Origin of the sequence: Photorhabdus caribbeanensis (genome assembly GCF_018448885.1) — a bacterium.
GTDB lineage: Bacteria > Pseudomonadota > Gammaproteobacteria > Enterobacterales > Enterobacteriaceae > Photorhabdus > Photorhabdus caribbeanensis.
In genome coordinates this window covers 1-18,490 of record NZ_RCWB01000032.1, presented here as the reverse complement: position 1 = coordinate 18,490, position 18,490 = coordinate 1, and the positions used below count along the sequence as shown (strand labels likewise).

Annotated in this window: 8 protein-coding genes; all 8 read left to right on the top strand. The window is 40.2% G+C overall.

Annotated features, from left to right (window positions below):
• Positions 1-4 precede the first annotated feature (4 nt).
• Positions 5-754: a thioesterase II family protein gene (locus EAE90_RS18185; RefSeq protein ID WP_214054667.1), complete on the top strand. Its 750-nt coding sequence runs from the start codon at positions 5-7 to the stop codon at positions 752-754.
• Between the two features lie 5 nt (positions 755-759).
• On the top strand, positions 760-1,089 hold the full coding sequence (locus tag EAE90_RS18180) for a darcynin family protein (protein WP_214054666.1): 330 nt from the start codon (positions 760-762) through the stop codon (positions 1,087-1,089).
• A 26-nt stretch (positions 1,090-1,115) separates the two neighbouring features.
• On the top strand, positions 1,116-4,250 hold the full coding sequence (locus EAE90_RS18175; RefSeq protein ID WP_214054665.1) for a non-ribosomal peptide synthetase: 3,135 nt from the start codon (positions 1,116-1,118) through the stop codon (positions 4,248-4,250).
• A 21-nt stretch (positions 4,251-4,271) separates the two neighbouring features.
• On the top strand, positions 4,272-4,730 hold the full coding sequence (locus tag EAE90_RS18170; RefSeq protein WP_214054664.1) for a GNAT family N-acetyltransferase: 459 nt from the start codon (positions 4,272-4,274) through the stop codon (positions 4,728-4,730).
• Positions 4,731-4,756: 26 nt separating this feature from the next.
• On the top strand, positions 4,757-7,321 hold the full coding sequence (locus EAE90_RS18165; RefSeq protein WP_214054663.1) for a non-ribosomal peptide synthetase: 2,565 nt from the start codon (positions 4,757-4,759) through the stop codon (positions 7,319-7,321).
• A gap of 108 nt (positions 7,322-7,429) precedes the next feature.
• Positions 7,430-11,890 carry a type I polyketide synthase gene (locus EAE90_RS18160; RefSeq protein ID WP_214054662.1) on the top strand — a complete coding sequence of 1,487 codons (4,461 nt, stop codon included), beginning with the start codon at positions 7,430-7,432 and terminating at the stop codon, positions 11,888-11,890.
• 794 nt (positions 11,891-12,684) lie between these two features.
• Positions 12,685-14,391 carry a ShlB/FhaC/HecB family hemolysin secretion/activation protein gene (locus tag EAE90_RS18155; protein WP_214054661.1) on the top strand — a complete coding sequence of 569 codons (1,707 nt, stop codon included), beginning with the start codon at positions 12,685-12,687 and terminating at the stop codon, positions 14,389-14,391.
• Positions 14,392-14,421: 30 nt separating this feature from the next.
• On the top strand, positions 14,422-18,490 hold a 4,069-nt coding region (locus EAE90_RS24505; protein WP_214054660.1), incomplete at its 3' end, for a two-partner secretion domain-containing protein.

Genomic DNA, 18,490 nt, shown 5'->3' with positions numbered 1-18,490 from the left:
TTTATTGACATTATTTAAAAATATGAAAAATTTTATAGATATTAACGATAGCAAAAATGCAGATGTTCGGCTCTATTCGATTCATCATGCTGGTGGTTCGCATATGCTTTATCGACCTTGGGCGCATTTATTGCCGGGCTGGATAAAGTGTATCGCTCTTGAACTACCGGGAAGAGGCATGGGTTTTGGTGAGCCATTCTTAAAATCTATGGAGCAGGTCATCGAGTTATTTTTGAATCAAATTCAGACGGATAAGCCATTTGCCATTTTCGGCCATAGTATGGGGGGCCTTATAGCGTATGAATTAACGCTAAGGTTACAGAATTTAGGTACGCCCCCTGTTTGGTTAGGTATTTCAGCTTTCAAACCGCCACACTTAAAGAATAAAGAGAATTTATCTCGTGCGTCATTAAGTGATAGTGAGTTAATCGAATATCTTGAGAAATTGGGCGGCTCGAAGGATTTTTGTGAAGATCATGCTGTTATGAAAATGATGTTAGATATTGTGAGGAGTGATTTTAGAATAATAGAGTCCTGGCGTATGAGTGATGTGAAAATTAATGACAAAACGACAGTGCATGGTTTTTCTGGTCTACATGATGCTGTAGCAACGCCTCAAATGATCTCTTCTTGGAAAGATTACATTAATGGTAAATTTCTTCATAGTACTTTTGATGGAGATCATTTTTACCTTAATAGTTTCCCAAGTAGCTTAATAAATAAAATAGCAAGTGATCTGAATTTCAATCGGTGATTTATATGAAATATGTGATTATTTGGACCTTGGTTTTTAGTGATAAATGGAATGCTTTAAATCGTTCTCAAAGAGAACAATTGCAGAATGAATCGCTGCCTGAAATTCTAGTGAAGTACCATGATTTTATTAGTGTTAGAACCGTAGACTCGGAAGGGTTTTCTGCCGATTTTCAAGATATTGTTATTATTGAGACGGAAAGCTTAGAACATTACTACTGTATGCTCCAGGATATGCGAAATACAACAGTAATATCAGATGGGTATTTAAAAATTTCCAATATATTAATGGGCATAGAAAATGCCCATGAAATATATAAGTCACATAAAATGTAATGGAATGGACGGATTAGGAAATGCCAGTGAATTATAACATTGTCGCTTTAAGTCCAATGCAAGAGGGAATGCTTTATCATTCCATTGAAGAGGGCGGCAAAGATGTTTACGTGACAAACTTTACCTTAACCATTGCTGGTTTGATTGATGAAAAGAAATTAGACATTGCATGGAACAGAGTGGTATCGGAACATCAAGCATTACGAACGGTTTATCGCTGGAAAGGGTTAAGCCATCCAGTTCAGATTATTTTTGAAAATAAACCGCTTAATATAGATTTCAGAACATTTGAAAATAATCGCTATAGGGAAGTTCAAGAAAATATTAATGAGATAGTTTCTCAAAAAACTGAAATTGATTTAGAACATTGCCCAATCAAGATTAACTTATATAAAGTCAGTGAAGATAATTATATACTTCATGTTCAATATCATCACATTTGTATGGATGGTTGGAGTCTGGGGCTACTCATAACCCAACTTTGGGATTATTATGATCATCCTCAATTAGAATGTGTTGGAAAAATTTTTGATTATGAAGATTATATCGTTCATTTAAATAAAGTTAAGCAATGTAATGAAGCAAAAGGATTTTGGACTGGCGTCATATCTCAGGACGCAGCAATTAGTTTACCAAGTAAACAGAATTTGCTCTCAAAAGGAGTAGGTAAAGTTGAATGTACATTAGATAAAAATCTAATAAACGAAGTTGAGTTATATTGTAAAGGGAATGGATTTACGCTTGCTATTGCAATATACGCTGCTTGGTCAACTGTTTTATCAAAGTATAATGATGCAGAATCCATTTGCTTTGGTACCACAGTATCTGGTAGAGATAATTTAATTCCTGGCATTGAAAATAGCATTGGTTTATATATTCAAACACCACCATTGTTAGTCGATAATCTCTCCGGTCAAACGACGCTTTTAAGCATCATGAAGAGAGTGCAAACCAGTATATTGGATAGGGATGCTTATAAAGAATATCCAATCTCTGAAATACAAAGTGTTAATAAAATAAAGCATAATCTTTTTGATAGTATTGTGGTGATAGAAAATTACCCCATTTCAAGAAGGTTACAAGAGCTGTCAGCAAGTGTGGATATTCTTTCATATACAACGTCTGAAACCACAAATTTCGATCTGAGCTTAGAAGTCAATTTGCTTGACTCCGCGATTTTAAAACTAAGTTATAATTCCGAAAAATACCAAGAATATTTTATTAATGGCATCCTGAAACAGTTCACGAGAGTATTAAAAGCGCTAGCTTATAATGCAGAAAAAACGTTATCTGAACTCTGTTTCTTAGATGAGAGAGAATATAATCAGTTAGTTATTGATTTTAATAATAATGATGTTCCATTACCTGGGCCTGCTCACTTAACTTTCGCATGGCAGGCTGCGGTGGAAAAATATCAAGGTGATATCGCTATTAGGCAGCAAGGCACTCGCGTCACTTATGCCGAACTCGATGAACTATCTAACCAAATTGCAAAAGGTCTCTATGCAAAAGGTGTTAAGCATCAGGAACTTGTCGCCGTCAAATGTCGTGCCAGTATTCATACGATAGCGCTGTTAATTGCGATAAATAAGTTGGGTGCTGCGTATGTCCCAATCAATATATCCACTCCAGAAGAACGAGTGAATAAGATCTTGTCTAATGGCATTAAACATATTATTTATCATGATGATTTGCTCAGTTTGTCAGAAGTAAAAGAGGGTGACAGCCAGCGACCAAGTTTGGCATACTCTGAAAATGACCTTGTGTACACCATATTTACCTCAGGGTCTACCGGAGAACCAAAGGGGGTGATGTTGGAGCACCACACGGTTATGAACTATATTTACTGGGCGATGAGTTCCTATCATGCAGAGGGTTATCGTTCGGTTTATCCTTTGTTTACCAGTCTCGCGTTTGATCTAACCGTGACTTCTATTTGGTGTCCGCTAATTTCTGGCGGAGAAATAGAAATTATCGATAAACAATCATTTGAAGCCTTACAAGATGTGGCTAAAAACCAAAGTCTAAGTAATGTCAAAATCACACCTTCACAATTAAATTTACTCAATCAAATCTGTGATAATAAAAGTTCATTACAGACGTTTATTCTCGGTGGTGAACAATTAGAAAGTAAATTGTGTAAAGAAATCACGGATAAACTGAAACCTGGCGTAACTATTTTTAATGAATATGGCCCAACGGAAGCCACGGTTGGTTGTATGATCTATCGATATCAACAAGATCAACAAGAAAATCCTGTTGTTCCCATAGGCAGACCAATAAATAACGCTAAAATATATATCTTAGATAAAAATTTACACCCTCAACCAATAGGTGTTCCCGGTGAGATTTATATCGGGGGGAGCGTTCTCGCCAGGGGATATTTGAATCGGCCAGATTTAACCGCTGAAAAATTTATTGATAACCCGTTTGATCATCAATCAAAACTATATAAAACCGGTGATTTAGCTTTCTTTAACGGTGATGGTGACGTTGAATATATCGGTAGAGTAGATAATCAAATAAAATTGAGAGGCTATAGAATTGAGCTAGATGAAATAGCGACAAAAATAAAGTCATATGACGGATGCCGTAATGCTGTTGTGGTGATTAAGAAGATTCATGGAGAAGATCAGCTAGTTGCTTATTACATTTCTGATCAAGATATTGCAGAGAATAATCTAAGGCGTTATGTATCTGAATCTCTGCCTAGTTACATGGTGCCTGGTATATTTAAAGCTGTCGATGAAATTAGATTGACAACAAATGGAAAAGTCGATTTAGCAAGCCTGCCTGATCTTGATTTAACAAGCCCAAATATTGTTGATTTAGAGCGTTCAAGTTATAAAGATAAAGTGATTGAGGTATTCTCTTCAATTTTAGAGATAGATCAAATAGACCTTAAGACCAGTTTCTTTGATTTGGGGGCTAACTCAATAAAACTTCTTAGAATCACAAATGTTTTGAATGAGTTCCTACCTTTCCCGTTAAAGGTTGTTGATTTCTTCACATACACGAATATGGCGACTCTTATTTCATATATTGAGTCCGGTGAAAAACAGGAAATAAACTTAGTCAATAAAGAAGAGTCTATGTCGAGACGAGATCGGCTAGCGGAACGTCGTGGAAAAATGAAGAAAAGAGTTAGTTTTGTTAATTAATAAATATGGAGATAAATAATCATGACTGCAAAATATGTTAAAAACGTTGTCTTAACAGAGTTAAATGGTGATGTTGAAGAAATAAAAAGGGTTGTAGATATTTGGTATCTTGCTTCGATTAAATGCCATCACTTTGTTAGCGAGAGTTTTTGGCACTCATGTAAGGAGGATATGATGAATATCTATATTCCTGGCGCTGAAACTGTAGTTGCCAAGTATAATGATGAAATTGTTGGATTTATCAGTTTGGTTGATAATATTCTGGCGTCAATATTTATTCACCCTGATTTTCAAGGTAAAGGGATTGGCAAGAAATTACTATTAGACGCCTTCGGTAAAAGAAGTGATTTGGTTCTTAATGTTTATTCAAAAAATAAACTGGCGAGAGATTTTTATAGAATGAATGGCTTTATCGAGGAAAAGGAAGGTGTAGATGAACATACTGGTGAGTTAGAAATTACAATGAAGTGGAATGGCTAATTAACTTTTAAAGATGAGATATAAAAATGGCTGATAATGGTAATGTAATTAGTGAAGCTGCGGTAAATTATTGGAAGGGATTCTTATCTGAATACCATAGTCCAGAGTGTGAGATTTCTTATTGCAAAGATATCTCATCTGAGCCAACAAAGTTTAGCTTTTCTGAAGAAACTTCAAAGACCTTACTTTCAATTGCAAATGGTTCAAATAAACGGTTGAGCATATTGCTCATGTCTTTGGTCGCTTATGCGCAGGCCATTATGTTGAAGAGTTCTGAGATAACGGTTCTTACTGGAAATTATCTCGAAGATTCAACTGAAGCAAAGGTATTATGTTTACCGTTTAACTTCGATAGTGAGTGTACCTTAAAAGAGGTGATCGTAGCTGCTTCAACAAATATTCAGCAAAAGCTGGCGTATTCCGTAGCATCTTTTCAAAACATTTTTGATAGTACAGTCACCTTCCCTTTAGCTGTGATATTGAAAAATTGTCAAAAGGAGTCTGATGAATTTTTTGAGCGCTCCTTATCGCAATTATGCTTTGAACATGATAATGCGCTAATATCATGTGAAGTGACTTCCATATACGATTCAGAATACATCATCACTATAATGAATATGGTGGAGTCTTGGGTAAGTAAAATACGTTCTGATGGTAAAATTTCTGAGTTGTTAATACCTGAGCCCTTTTATTTAAATGTTGTTGAAGCAGAAAATGGTATTAATACCGAACAGTCGATATTGGCTTTATTTAAACAACAGGTAGGTACTCATCCAGCAAAAACGGCTATCGCAGATGGTGTGGGAGAGTTGAGTTATGCTGAACTGGATAAATTGAGCGATGCCTGCGCCATCAAGTTAATAGAGTTAGGTATCGAAAGAGGCGATACGATTGGTATACATATGCCGCGCTCTTGCTCAGCAATAATAGCAATGTTCGCGGTGCTTAAAGCAGGCGGAAAATACTGTCCTTTCGATATAAATTGGCCTGTTGGCAGAAAGAAATATGTATTAGATATTGCAGACATGCGATTAGTTATATCGTCAATTGATACCAGGTTGGAATTGGAAGAGTACCGCCAGATTACCTATGACAATCTGCAACAAGATGGATTTGATGCAAAACAAGACCTTCAATTGCCTGAAATTAATGGTCAAGATTCCGCTTACGTTATTTTTACCTCTGGCTCGACGGGTAATCCAAAAGGGGTTGAAATTCCTCACCGTGCCGTCGTCAATTTGGTCAAAGGGTTATATCAAAAGGTTTATCGCCATTACCCGTGGGATTTGAACGTCTCAATGATATCAGCACTCAGTTTTGATGCGTCGGTACAGCAGATGTATCCAGCGCTTTTACTGGGCCATACGCTGCATATTGTGCCTGATGAGATCAGGAAAGACGGCAAGAGAATCAGCCAATTTTGGCGTGACAGGAAGATCCACATTGCCGATTGCACTCCAACCCATTTAAGGATGATTAGGTCACAAATGAATGGCCAGCGCATTGATTGTCAGGTAAAGCATCTGATGATTGGCGGCGAAAAGTTAGAACAGCAAAACTGGTTGAGTTTCGCCCAGTGCTGGGCGTCGGTTCCTAACGCCTCTAATGCATATGGGCCTACAGAATGTTGCGTACAATCGCTCTCTTTTGAATTTAACGCTTCAAGCCAAATTAATACCAAGACGATTCCTATTGGTTTGCCAATGTCTGGTGAGGAAATTGTATTGCTTGATGAGTTTATGCGGATTCTTCCCAAAGGGGCTGTGGGAGAAATTGCTATATCCGGCAAAGGGTTGGCAAAAGGCTATATCAATAATGTTCAATTATCTCAAGAATCTTTTATCTTGATAAATGGTAAGCGTTATTATCGAACCGGTGATTTGGCAAGATATATCGGTGAGGAAGGTATGATGTATTTAGGGCGGATAGATAGCCAAGTAAAAATAAACGGATATCGAATAGAACTTGGCGAAATAGAGAACGTTATTCAACAAGCGATATTAAAACGGTATTCCGCGGCTGATATTAAGCCCGTGGTTGATATCCATGTGATAGTAAATAATAAAGATCCTGATAATCAATTATTAATTGCTTACATTTGTTCTAATGAGGAAATTGATTTCGATGCACTTCGTCAGGAAGTTGCATCTCATCTTCCTGATTATATGGTACCAGCATATTTCATTGCAGTTGATACATTCCCACAAAATAGCAGTGGTAAAATTGACAATACTAAATTGCCTGATCCTCGCTGCGATGTGGTGCAAAAGAAAATTGTGGCCTGTAGTAACCAGACGGAACAGCAAATATTGGATATTTGGGCAGATTTACTGAATACGCGAAAAGAGAATATCAGCTTAACAGATAACTTCTTTGATTTAGGTGGTTCATCATTTAAGTTAGCACAGCTTAGTTTTAAATTGAGTGAAGTGTTTGCGCGAGAAATAGAAATTGTCAATTTGTTTCAATACACGACGATTCAATCACAAGCACACTATATAGATGGAAATGAACAACTATTAGATAGTTCCGATAATGGCGCTAATTCAACAGAACAGTTTGATGAAGCGTTAAAGATATTTGGTCTTTAAATTTAATTTTGTTAATTTATCCATTTGGAAAATATCAACTGCAATGTATTTATGTTTTAATTAAACGTCTCTCAATAATTAATCTAGCACTTCTTAATAGTGAAAATTATGAAAAAAGATAATCATATGCACGAATTTACCAGGCAAAAGTTAACAGGATTAGAAATAGCTATTGTAGGTGTTTCTTGTCGTTTCCCTAATAGTGAAACAGTAGAGAGTTTCTGGAAAAACTGTTTAGAAGGCAAGGATTGTATCTCTCGTTTTTCTGATGAAACATTGGCGAAAAATGGCGTACCTGAACAGCATTATGCCAATCAAAATTATGTCAATGCTAAGGGAGTGATTAATAACCCTTTAACATTTGATGCTGATTTTTTTGATTATAACAAACGTGAAGCTGAGTTTTTGGAGCCACAAATTCGAAAATTACATGAGTGTGGTTTTGAAGCGTTAGGTTCTGCCGGTATTGCTCCTTCGGCATACAAGGGGGCGGTTGGTTGTTATTTAGCGTCAAGCGCTCAACTTAGTTGGCAAATGGCCGCTTATGACGAGTGTGAACAAGATGGCGCCAGTCTTTTTTCTGCATTTAACTTAGTAGAAAAAGACTTTGCAGCCACTCGACTGGCCTACAAATTAGGTCTGACAGGACCTGCAATTACCGTCCAGACAGCGTGCTCTTCGTCTCTCACCGCAATACACTTGGCATCAAGAGCCTTGTTATTAGGTGAGTGCCAGACAGCGCTCGTTGCCGCTGCGACCTTAGTGACACCCAATCAGCAAGGCTACCTATATCAAGATGGCATGATCACTTCTCCAGATGGAACTTGCCGACCATTTGATGAAATGTCGAATGGTACTGTCGGTGGAGAAGGCGTTGGTGCGTTAGTGTTGCAGCCGCTCAAAATTGCATTAGAGCAGGGACGGCCTATTTTGGCCTTGATTAAGGGATCAGCGCTTAACAACGACGGTTCAAGAAAGGTAGGTTACACCGCGCCGAGCATTGACGGACAGTTCGAAGCGATTAGAGGCGCTTTGGCTATGTCTAAGGTTGAAGCTGAATCCATCTCTTATATTGAAACTCACGGGACGGCGACAAAGCTTGGTGATCCAATAGAAATAACGGCTCTGAATAAAGTTTTCTCCAAAGTCCCACAGCAGAGTATTGCTATTGGGTCGGTAAAGTCGATTATTGGCCACCTTGATAGTGCGGCTGGAATGGCCGGGTTGATAAAAACGGCTCTGATGTTAAAACACAAAAAGCTGTGCGCTAATCGGTACTTTACGAATCCGAATCCCAAAACAAAACTCTCTTCTTCACCTTTTTATGTTAATACCGACAGTAAAGATTGGGATAGTGCAACCGTGAGGCGAGCAGGGGTGAGCTCATTTGGTATCGGGGGAACAAATGCTCATGTGATACTGGAAGAATATGTCGATGAGCCTCACGATGATCAAGCTTCTGATGCAGTAAAACTACTCCCGCTGTCTGCTAAATCTGAGTGGAGCTTGGGTGAAATGGAGAACCGGTTAATCGCGTGGTTAGCCTCTAATCCTAATAAATTAGCCGACGTTGCGCATACCTTACAAAATGGTCGCGAACATTTTGGTTATCGATCTGTATTGGTTTGTTCAAACGACAGGGGGACATACTCTACAGCCGACTTCGTTCGTGGTAGATGTGAACATGCAAACAGACGTATTGTTTTTCTCTATCCTGGTCAAGGCTCGCAATATCAGACTATGGGGCTAGGTTTATATCTCCGTGAGTCGGTTTTTAAAGAGCAAGTAGAACACTGTTTATCGCTGTTGGACGATGAAAAAAGAGAACAGATAAGAAACTACTTAATGGAACCGGAAAGTTCTAATGCGTTTCCTGCCGAAATCATACAGCTTGCTATATTCATCATTGAATACGCGACAACGCGATTAATGGAATCAAAGGGTATTCAGCCTGATATATTACTAGGTCACAGTCTGGGTGAGTATGCGGCGGCGACTATTGCAGGGGTTTTTACGCTAAAAGATGCTCTATTTTTGGTTGGTAGGCGAGCACAATTGATGGCGAAAATGTCTCCAGGCGCTATGTTAAGCGTACCTTTATCAAACGAGCAAGCGGCAGAGCTATTGGAGCGAAGTTTAGAAATTGCGGCGGTTAATGGTAAAGAGTCGACAGTATTGTCTGGCTCTATCGAAGATATTGAGAACCTGAAATCCTGCTTGCAACTCCAGGGCATTCATTCGCGTCAACTAAAAACTACCCATGCGTTCCATTCTAAAACGATCGATGAAATACAGGATGAATATGAACAGGTATTGCAAACCGTCGCGTTTAATTCTGTAGGTATCCCAATTTTGTCAAACCTATCTGGTGATTGGCATGACGACAATGAAATTAGAAAACCGGCATATTGGTTGTCTCATCAAAGAGATAAAGTCGACTTTTTAGGGTGTTTAGAGACGCTTTCTTCGCAGCAGGATCTTATTTTCATCGAAGTAGGGCCAGGCAACACGCTCGCCAGTTGTGTGCAAAAATTCTTTAAAGAAAAACCGGATCAACAAATACATATTGCTAATATGCTAAGGCATCCGAATTTGCCTGAGGGTGATGTCGCCTATTTTTACAGTCAAATTGCTAAGTTGTGGTGTACTGTCGGATTAGGCGACTGGCAAGTGCCGAGCAGCCAATCTGGTCGTCTTATTCACTTACCTGTGTACGCATTTGCTGAGAAAGAGTTCACAAAGCTCAGAGATAGACTGGTAAAAGGTCGAACACCACAGATTAAATCACCGGATATAAAACAAAATATTTTGTATCAACCCGTGTGGTATAGAAGCTCGTGTAATGATATTGAGAAAATGACACATGAAGGGCAGATATATGTTCTCACCACACGTCGTGGAGCTGATAATAATAGAACGCTAGTCGATAATGTTTTACCAATGCAAAATGTTATCTTTGTCGATGAGGCTGACAAGCTGCCTGCGTTAAATCTAACAGGCTGTTGTTCGTTTGTATTAATCCCTAATGCAGAAGACTTTGTTGCTGATCCAATAGCACATTATCTTGAATGGCTTCCATGTATTAAAGAGATATTGTCCGTTAAATCACTTGCAGCTTCTCGGTTTATTTTGTTAACGCCTCAAATTGAGAATGTGCTCGGATATGAAGTCACTGATGCAGCTCTTTCATTACTGAAAGGCTTAATACAGTCAATCAACCACGAGCATCAAGAACACTATGGCTATCAAATTGACATCTCTTTCGACGAATTAGCAAAGGATAATTCAACCCAATCTTTACTTCGTCGTTTAGTTAGTTCTGATATTAATTATCGAGTGGCAATAAGACATAACCAAATTTGGTTGCCTGAGTTCAAAGCACTGCCGAGTAAAAGCGTTGAAACTCGTCAACAATGTAATGGATTGCATGAGAGATGTTTAGTCTTAATCAGTGGTGGATTGGGGGGAATTGCTTTGCAGCTATCGCAAAGCCTGGCACAACATTATAAGGCCCGTATTGTGCTTGCATCTCGAACAGCGATTCCTGAACGTTCACAATGGGCAAGTATCAAGGAAAACAAGAAGCAATCGGCATTAATTGAACAAATTGAGTGTTTGGAGAAGGTTGAACAACTCGGTGGCGAAGTGATACTGCGACAATTGGATGTTACAGATAAAACCCAACTTTTCGACACGTTACAATGTCTGGAAAGTGATTACGGGGCCATCAATATGGTGATCCATAGCGCGGGCTCGGATGCCGGGGCGTTGATTATGCAACCAGATATATCATCCCATCGCAAGATCATGACGGCTAAAGTAGAAGGAACGATGAACCTGATATCGTACTTTGAAGAGAAACAGCTAAGTTCGATGGTCTTATGTTCTTCATTACTTTCTTACTGTGGCGCTCCTGGGCAATCTGCTTATGTTGCTGCTAATGCATTTCTCGACGCTATTGCTGATAGACGAGATCTAAAATTCAAGGTCTATTCTCTCGCTTGGGATCGCTGGCTGGAAGTGGGCATGGCGTCGAGAAATATGAAAATTGACGCATCCACAGCAGGGTTAACCAATCAGCAAGGTGAAGCCGTATTTTTACAAGCACTTTCACAGGAGACGCAACAACGATTATTAGTTTCTGTCATACCCATTGAGGAAAGATTAAATACTTCGGAAAAAGAGAAAGCCAGTACTTTGGCAGAGACTAAAAATGGGATCGTAGATAAAAGCATTTCAATTAAACAGATAATTTCAGAAGAAGTACAACACCAGCTCGGGCTTTCTGAAATTGATGAACATTGCAGCTTCTTTGCACTTGGGGCCACATCATTGGATATCGTTCAAATCAATGAAAGGCTTAAGCAACGTATCTATCACGATATTCCTATATCAATGATGTTTACCTACAGCACCGTGTCGAAACTAGAAAATGCAGTGGCATCTAAATTGAATCACACTCAAGAAAATGAAGTAGCATCATCACAACATCGAACTCCAGCTAGCCAACTTGCAAAGCAAAGAATGAAGAATAAGAGGGTAAAAAAATCAGCTAATTACGCAATATAACATGTTAGATCTCAGACCTTCCCTGACAGAGCATTTTTAAGCTCTCATTTTTTCAATCAAAGTTTCATAAGGCGTTTTACTTTTCAAGTCACCATATGGTTTGTGATAGTGGTAAAACGCCTTCCCCTCCTATTTCAGCCAATTTGGTTTTTAAATTTACGTCTCCTTATATCGTTCAGTCATTAGTAAAATTTTTGATCCTAAAAGGGAATTTCTCAACGATATAATTGATGCCTCGATATTTTCTTTTCAAATCGTTTAATCAATTTGACTTAGCGTTTTCTGAGATTCTGAGGAAGCAGGTTAAGGCTGTGACGGTATAGAACACTGTAGCTTTCAGGTATAGAGATTTTCAAATTTCTACAAAGTATAAAATTTTCTCTTCAATAATAGGTGCAACTCGAACAGTTGGGTTTTCGGGGCACGATTTGCTATTAATTAACCCTTTTTCTCCCCTTGCTGCAAAATCTTTTTTCCAAGGTAAAAAGTATCTTGAGATATTTCCTGGTAGTGGTAAGCCTTACTGACATTATTGCCCACTTTGGCATGAGCCGATATTTTGAGCTTTCTTATAGCCCCCTGCTTTTAATGAATGATTATTATACAATATATGTTTAATTTCACTAATAAATTGATTTTTTGTTATATTTGTGGTGAAATAAACTAAAAATATTACTTTGTGATTGAATTTTAATTTGTTGGGTTAAGAGTTAAACAATGTTAACCATAATAGCCTTCCTCAAATTTTTCTTATAATTATTTAGTAAAGATTAAGAATCTTATTGGTTCAATTAATGGCAATGGTAATTCCCAGCAGAATAATAATAGGTCTGGTCGGATGGGCTGTATTTTCCATACAATCCGTACAGGCAGATGAGCTACCCTTTATTCATCAAAAACAGCAACAGCAGGCGCAGTATCTGGAAAATTCTTCCGCGGTACTGGACAGCCAGCGTCAGCAACAAAAAACACTACTTGAAGATGCTCAGCAACAACGTGAGGATCTACAGAAATCCCTGTCATTATCTGAGCAGGAGGCCGATGGTACCTCAACTGTTGATACCCGGTGTGTCATCATTAATGAAATTACGTTGCAAGGTGCTCAATCTTTACCTGCTTCTGCACAGAGCACGCTAATTCAGCCTTATTTGCATCGTTGTGTCACGCTTGCTGCACTCAAGCAACTGGTGAGGGCGGTGACTAATACTTATATCACTTATGGTTATATCACTTCGCAAGCGCAACTGCCCGAGCAAAACTTGGCGGATGGTAAGCTCCATATTGCGATGATAGAAGGTAGGGTTGAATCTGTCGAAATTGATGGCGAACTACCGCGTATGGCAAAGATGCTATTTCCGGGAATGGCGGGTAAGGTTTTGAACTTACGAGATGTTGAACAAGGGTTGGAACAGCTCAATCGCTTGACTTCTTCCCAATTTACCATTGATATCCAACCCGGCATACAGCCTGGTTATTCCATAGTGCACATTAGGCAACAGGTCAGCCATTTTCCCGGAAAAGTACAGTTAAGCATAGAGAACAGTGGTCAAAAAGGTACTGGTGAATATCAGGCTAGCACTGGATTAGTGTTGGATGCCCCTTTAAGTCTTGGGGAACAGTGGTCTCTTTCTTGGGCACAGGATACGGATTTTAGGTCAGCACACCACAGTCGCAATCTGGTCTTATCGGTAAGTGTTCCTTATGGCTATTGGACCGCGCGTTATCACTATTTTCGTAATACTTCACGGCAAGCGTTGACGTCCATGTATAACACTTACCCCTATGATAGTGAAAACCAAACTCACCAGGTTGATACCAGTCGTACCCTTTACCGGGATGGAAAACAGAAGCTAAGTTTGCAGTTAGGCGGCCGCCATAAGGTAGTGAAAAATGCTATTGCTGGTGAAAAACTCGCAGTGAGTAGTCCAGTGGTAAAAACTGCCTATGTTAGTTCCCGGTACAGTGCCGTACTTGGGAGAGGTTATTTCACGTTTAACCCCACATTTGAGTATGGGCAGGTTGTGACATTGCCTCCCGTTGCAACGCGAAACTCGTCTCGTAAATTCAATTTAAGTAGCAGTTATTATTATCCAATTGTCTCTAATACCGCCTATTTGACCTCATTTTATGGTCAATTGAGTCCTGACAATCTGCTATCTCCTGAACGATTGTCACTCGGAGGATTGTACTCGGTACGCGGATATAAAGCACAGTCCTTGAGTGGTAATCAGGGGCTTTATTGGCGTCAGGAAGTCACTCATCAACTTAACATGGGTAAGGTAGGGGCGCTGACACTCACTGGTGCATTGGATTATGGTTATCTGGTTGGACAATCCTGTTATGGAATAGAAGAAGCCCACTTACTGGGTAGCGCTTTTGGCGTCACGCTGACACGGCGTGAGTTGTCATCCCAGTTGATGATCGGTAAGCCGCTGTACTATCCACATATTCTTAAGCCTGATGCGTGGGCGGTTTATGCCGCCGTTTCATTTGAATTTTAAGTTAATTCTTATAAGAAAAGATATCCTATTATGTCCGAACAACACCCCCCTAAAATGAAATATCTGAGTTATCTGCTGACTTACCTGATGGCTGTGTATCCAATGCACCCGGCAATTGGTGCGGGCATTGCAGCTGCCAATGGTCAAACACATGTCGTCCAGCAAGGAGAAATTCCTGTTGTGAATATCGCAACACCTAATGGAGCGGGGATTTCCCATAATATCTATCAGGACTTTAATGTGGGACCCTCCGGGGGGGTGTTAAATAATGCTACTAGTGATGCGAAATCCATACTGACAGGGACAATGGAGGCGAACCCTAATCTTAAGGATAAGTCGGCAGACCTGATCATTAATGAGGTGATTGGTACCAATGATTCACAACTGCAAGGCCAGTTGGAAGTGGCGGGGCAAAAAGCCAATGTTCTCATTGCCAACCCGAATGGCATTACCTGCAACGGCTGTAGCTTTGTTAATACTCCGGTTGTCACATTATCTACCGGTAAACCGGTGTTTGATAAAGACGGGGCGTTAGAGGCTTTAGAAGTGAAAAAAGGCACCATAACCCTTGGTGAAAAAGGGCTGGATGCGACGGCACAGGATTATGTCGATATTATCAGTCGTGCCACGATACTTAACGGTAAAGTACAGGCGAAAAACCTGACACTAACACAAGGGGCGAACCAGGTTGATTTCAAGAGCGGGGCCGCAACACCTATAGCGGGAGAAGGAGAAACGCCGCAACTGGCTGTTGATACTCGGGCTATCGGTGGAATGTATGCTAATAAAATCCGCCTGGTGGGAACGGAGGCTGGTGTTGGTATTAATCTTACCAATCTGACCACAACTCAAGACGATATCAGTTTAACCGCCGATGGTAATATTACCTTGGGGGAGGTCCAGGCCAAGACGGACATCAATATCAACAGCAAAGCCATTGAAACGGCGGCAAAAAGCAAGGTGCAAGCGGGTCAACATCTGATATTGACCACCGAAACACTGCGGAATCAAGGGCAAATTCGTGCTGGTGGTGATGTCACCATTAAAGCGACTAAACTTGATAACGTAAACCCTGCCAAGCAAAGTAACCCCATTATTACCGCGAGTAAAAACAACACCATTACAGCTAACGAGATAAATAATGTTGGCGAGTTAAGCGCGGTGCAAAATCTCAGCCTGACAGGTAAAAAGTTTTCAGCGAAAGCAATAAAAGACAGTCAGGGAAATATCATTGGTAAGTTGAGTGCTGGTGGAGATCTGACGGCGACATTTAAAGATACATTTCGTTTTGATTTGGATAAGGAACATTTTAAAGAAGGAAGGAAACCCACTGATTTAGCTTTAATCGCAGGGAAAAACATCACCCTAACCGCCGAAGGTTTAGTCAATAATGCATCAATGATGGCAGAACAAAATCTAACCATTGGTGCCGGAGGATTATATTTAGGCCGAGGAAATTTAAAAGCAGGGAACCATGTCGTGCTGGATAGCAAATCACATCTTAATGTGGATGGTTATGATATCTCAGGTCGAGATGTGACCTTGCTTTCTGAGGGGTTTCTTTCTATTGAATCTGGAGACGACTATACCCCGGAAGGAATACGTGCATTAACAACTATTTCTGCTGATAACATATTACGCATTATCGCCGATGGCCATATTAATATTTCAAGTATTCTGATTAACAGAGCGAGAGATATATTTTTGGCTGCCAATGAGAAGATTGAAATTTCTTCCTATGCTGATTTAACTGATTTTGATGATGAGCAGAGTAGCACTGAAGGTATTCAATTAGATGATGAGACTAAACAAGAGATAATTAATGATCGTCTGCACAAGCTCAGTCGTCTAGAAGCGGATGAGAATATTGAAGTTCATGCTGGAAAGGTTGCTGATCTACGAACCATTTCTTTGACTGCTGGGAAAGATATTATTCTGACAAGTGGTGGTACTATTGATATTAGTACGGAAGATTCCTATGAGTATCAAAATGAACATGGAAATGGCTATGAGAAGCATTATGATGTAGATGAATATGAGGATACCGATGACGATGAACAATCCTACTCACAATTTCAATTCCCGATAATAAAAAGTACCATCACTGCCGGCAACAATTTAACCGTTAATGCTGGCGGTGACATTATTGATACTGAGGCGACTTTATTAGCAAAAGGGACGATTGCACTCACCAAAAACAACACCGAGTTGCACTCACCTGAAGGAAAGTATAACTCAGTTGAAGGGAAGTATACGCCAGTCACTTCTGCGCTGATTGCACGTGCGCTAAGCCGCGCTCCTCAATTGACAATAAACTTCTCAGAAGTAGAAGGTGAAGTACCAGGGATTAAACTCGCGGATAAGCAAACACGAATCACCTCTAAAAACAATCGCCCTATTATTCATATTGCGGCACCTAATGCTTATGGCCTCTCTCATAACTATTATCAGGAGTTTAATGTTGGGACTTCAGGATTGGTATTCAATAATTCTACCAATGATATGCAGTCTTTGCTGGCGGGGCAAATTGGAGCGAATCTTAACTTCAACGGTAAGTCGGCGGAGCTGATTATTAATGAAGTGGTGGGGACTTTAGCCTCGAATTTGCAAGGGTTATTGGAAGTAGTAGGGCAAAAAGCCAATGTCTTCATCGCCAATCCGAACGGTATTACCTGTAATGGCTGTAGCTTTGTTAATACCCCGGCTGTCACCTTATCGACCGGTAAACCGGTGTTTGATAAAGATGGAGCGTTAGATGCTTTAGCAGTGAAAAAAGGCACCATAACCTTTGGTGAAAAGGGGTTGGATGCAACGGCACAGGATTATGTCGATATTATCAGCCGGATCACTAAGCTTAACGGTAAACTACAGGCGAAAAACCTGACGTTGACACAAGGTCCTAACCAGATTGATTTCAAACGCGGGACCATTGTCCCCATAACAGGGGAAGATTATAACCCTTGGGAAGCGATTGATAGCCGGCCATTGGGGGGGATATATGCCAATAAAATCCGTCTGGTGAGCACCGAATCAGGTAAGGAAATTAACCTTGCCAATTTGACCGCAACGCAAGGCGATATCAGCTTGATCGCTGATGGAAGAATTTCTCTTGAAAATGTGCTGACTAACGGAGTGAAAAATATCTTTTTGGCTAGCAATGAGGGGATTAGGATTTTTCTCTCCCCTAGTTTAGCTAAATTTAGTGATAATCAGAACAGTACGAATAGTGATGCACAGAATGATGACGCTAGACGGGAACTCATTAACCAGCGCTTGCGTCAGTTCAGTCAATTGGAAGCGGATGAAAATATTGAGATCCATGCTGGCACGGGGGTAAATCTAGAAGGCATTTCCTTGACCGCAGGGAAAGATATTACCCTGACAAGCGGTAACTCGCTTGATGTCGGCAAGGTCGATGCCGGCAACAATTTAACTGTGATTGCTGATAGGAATATCACTCATACTGAGGCCATCTTGTCAGCCGAAGGGGCAGTTGCAATCGCCGAAAACAGCTCCGTGTTGTACTCAGCTAAAGAGAAGTATACCCCGGTGACTTCTGTGCTGATTGACCTCGGGTTAGGCAGTGTACCCCGGCTGACAATCAATATCCCCGAAATAGCAGGTGGAATGCCAGGGATTAAACTTGCAGATAAGCAGGCACGGGTTGCTGTGAGAAATAATCTCCCTATTGTCCATATTGCGGCGCCTAACCTCAATGGTGTTTCTCATAACTATTATCAGGAGTTTAATGTTGGGGCTTTAGGGCTGGTACTAAATAATGCTACCGGTGCTACACAATCCGTACTGGCAGGACCAATTAAAGCAAACCCTCACTTTAACGGTAAGTCGGCGGAGCTGATTATTAATGAAGTGGTGGGGACTTTAGCCTCAAATCTGCAAGGTTTGTTGGAAGTCGTGGGACAAAAAGCCAGTGTCTTCATTGCTAACCCGAACGGCATTACCTGTGATGGCTGTGGCTTTGTTAATACCCCGGCAGTCACCTTATCGACTGGAAAACCGGTATTTGATAAAGACGGAGCGTTAGCAGCCTTAGCAGTGAAAAAAGGCACGATAACCTTTGGTGAAAAAGGACTGGATG

Bases quoted from the DNA above. Each gene is read 5' to 3' on its own strand.
- EAE90_RS18180 (WP_214054666.1), top strand. From the start codon at position 760: ATGAAATATGTGATTATTTGGACCTTGGTTTTTAGTGATAAATGGAAT.
- EAE90_RS18170 (WP_214054664.1), top strand. From the start codon at position 4,272: ATGACTGCAAAATATGTTAAAAACGTTGTCTTAACAGAGTTAAATGGT.
- EAE90_RS18165 (WP_214054663.1), top strand. From the start codon at position 4,757: ATGGCTGATAATGGTAATGTAATTAGTGAAGCTGCGGTAAATTATTGG.
- EAE90_RS18160 (WP_214054662.1), top strand. From the start codon at position 7,430: ATGAAAAAAGATAATCATATGCACGAATTTACCAGGCAAAAGTTAACA.
- EAE90_RS18155 (WP_214054661.1), top strand. From the start codon at position 12,685: ATGGCAATGGTAATTCCCAGCAGAATAATAATAGGTCTGGTCGGATGG.